At 74.4% G+C, this 2,490-nt stretch carries 1 protein-coding gene; it reads right to left on the bottom strand.

Annotated features, from left to right (window positions below; genetic code table 11):
* The coding region (locus tag ACIQ5Y_RS39830) for a beta-ketoacyl synthase N-terminal-like domain-containing protein (RefSeq protein ID WP_403892482.1) at positions 1-2,490 on the bottom strand (2,490 nt) is incomplete at both ends.

The following is a 2,490-nucleotide window of genomic DNA, read 5'->3' as shown; positions in this document are numbered from 1 at the left end:
GGCTTCCCTGTCCGGTGAACAGGAACGTGGTCCGGGCGGGGCCCGAGGCGTTGCCGGTGACCACGCCGGGGTGGTCCTCACCCGCCGCCAGCGCCACCAGACCCGCGAGCGCGCCCTCCCGGTCCTGGGCGGTCAGCACCGCACGGTGCTCCAGCGTGGTCCGTCCGCGGGCCAGGGTTGCGGCCGCCGGGGCGAAGTCCTCGTCCTCCCGCTCCTCCAGGTACGCGGCCAGCTGTGCGGCCTGGGCCCGCAGGGCTTCGGGGGTCTGCCCGGAGAGGGGCAGGAGCAGCGGACCGGTGGGGTCGGTGGCAGCGGATTCGGATTCCCGGGGCTGTTCCAGGATGACGTGGGCGTTGGTGCCGCTGATGCCGAAGGAGGAGACGGCCGCGCGCCGGGGCCGCCCGCTGTCGGGCCACACCGTGTTCTCGGTGAGGAGTTCGACCGCCCCGGCGGTCCAGTCGACGTGCGGGGAGGGCTCGTCCACGTGCAGGGTCTTCGGGAGTACGCCGTGGCGCATGGCCTCGACCATCTTGATGATCCCGCCGACACCGGCGGCGGCCTGCGCGTGCCCGATGTTCGACTTCAACGACCCCAGGAGCAGCGGACGGTCCTCGGGCCGGTTCTGGCCGTAGGTCGCGAGGAGGGCGTCGGCCTCGATGGGGTCGCCGAGCCGGGTGCCCGTGCCGTGGGCCTCCATGGCGTCCACATCGGCGGTGGTCAGCCCCGCGTTCGCGAGGGCCTGGCGGATCACCCGTTCCTGGGACGGCCCGTTGGGCGCGGTGAGTCCGTTGCTGGCGCCGTCCTGGTTGATCGCGGAGCCGCGCACGACCGCGAGGACCTCGTGCCCGTTGCGGCGCGCGTCCGACAGGCGCTCCACGAGCAGCAGACCGACCCCCTCCGACCAGGAAGTGCCGTCCGCGGCGGCCGCGAAGGGCTTGCACTTCCCGTCCGGCGCCAGGCCGCGCTGGCGGCTGAACTCGACGAACATGCCCGGAGTGGGCATGACCGCCACGCCGCCCGCCAAGGCGAGGTCGCACTCGCCCCGGCGCAGAGCCTGGACGGCCAGGTGGAGGGCGACCAGGGAGGAGGAGCAGGCGGTGTCCACGGTGACGGCCGGCCCCTCCAGGCCGAAGGTGTACGCGAGTCGCCCCGAGGTGATGCTCGCCGTGCTGCCCGTGAGCAGGTAGCCGTCGTGTCCGTCGGCCGCCTCGTGCAGGCGGGGGCCGTAGTCCTGGGCCGTCGCGCCGACGAACACACCCGCGCGCGGACCGCGCACGGTACGGGGCTCGATGCCGGCCCGCTCGAACGCCTCCCAGGCCGTCTCCAACAGCAGCCGCTGCTGCGGATCCATCGCCGCCGCCTCACGCGGACTGATCCCGAAGAACCCGGCGTCGAATTCCGTCGCTCCGTAGAGGAATCCGCCCGAGCGCGTGTACGCCGTACCCGGCCGATCGGGGTCCGGGTCGTAGAGACCGGCCAGGTCCCAGCCCCGGTCGGTGGGGAAGGGGCCGATGGCGTCCCCGCCGGAGGCGACGAGGTTCCACAGGTCACGCGGCGAGGCCACGCCGCCCGGGTAGCGGCAGGCCATCCCGACGATGACGATCGGATCGGCATCGGCATCGGCCGGAGCCGGCGCGGCCTGGGGTTCCGGCGCGGCGGCGGTCGACGGGTCGCCGGCGGACCGCTCCGAGAGGAGGCGGGTCACGGCCTCCGGTGTCGGGTGGTGGTAGATCAGGGCGGCCGGGAGCGCATGGCCGGTCGCGGCCTGCAGCCGGTCGCGCAGTTCGACGCCGGACAGCGAGTCGAAGCCGAGGTCCTTGAAGCTGCGGGTGGGGTCCACGGTCCCGGCGCTGACATGGCCGAGCACGAAGGCGATCTGGCCGCGCACCAGTTCCGCCAGTTCGGCCGGTTCGGCCGGCTCGGCGGGGCGCCGGAGGGGCTCTCTCGCCGGCAGCGGTCGCGGCGCCGGGGAGGCGGGAGCGAGGGCCTCGGTAACCGGAACGGCGGCCGCCGAGCCGTCGATCCAGTGCCGCTCCCGCTGGAAGGCGTACGTGGGCAGGGGGACCGCCCGGCCGCCCCGGGCGGCGTACACGTGCGCCCAGTCGATGGCGAGGCCCTGGACGTGCGCCCCGGCGAGTGCGGCGAGCAAGGACCCCGCTTCGGGGCGCTCACGGCGCAGGACGGCCGATAGCAGGCGTCCCGTGCCGCCCAGGCCCTGGCGGGCCATGCCGGTCAGGACGGCGTCCGGCCCGAGTTCCAGGTACACGGTCGTGCCGGCCGAGTCCAGGGTGCGCAGCCCGTCGTGGAAGCGGACGGCCTCGCGGATGTGGCGGGTCCAGTAGTCCGGGGAGGCGAGCTCCGCGGCGGTCGCGAACGTTCCCGTGACGTTCGAGACGATCGGTATGCGGGGCGGGTGGTAGGTGAGGTCGGCCGCGACGGCGTGGAATTCCTCCAGGGCGGGGTCCATCAGGGGTGAGTGGAAGGCGTGGC

Origin of the sequence: Streptomyces sp. NPDC096339, from assembly GCF_044762985.1 — a bacterium.
In the GTDB taxonomy this organism is placed as follows: Bacteria; Actinomycetota; Actinomycetes; order Streptomycetales; family Streptomycetaceae; genus Streptomyces.
Note: the sequence above shows the minus strand (reverse complement) of the source record. Positions and strands in the feature narration are given on the sequence as shown.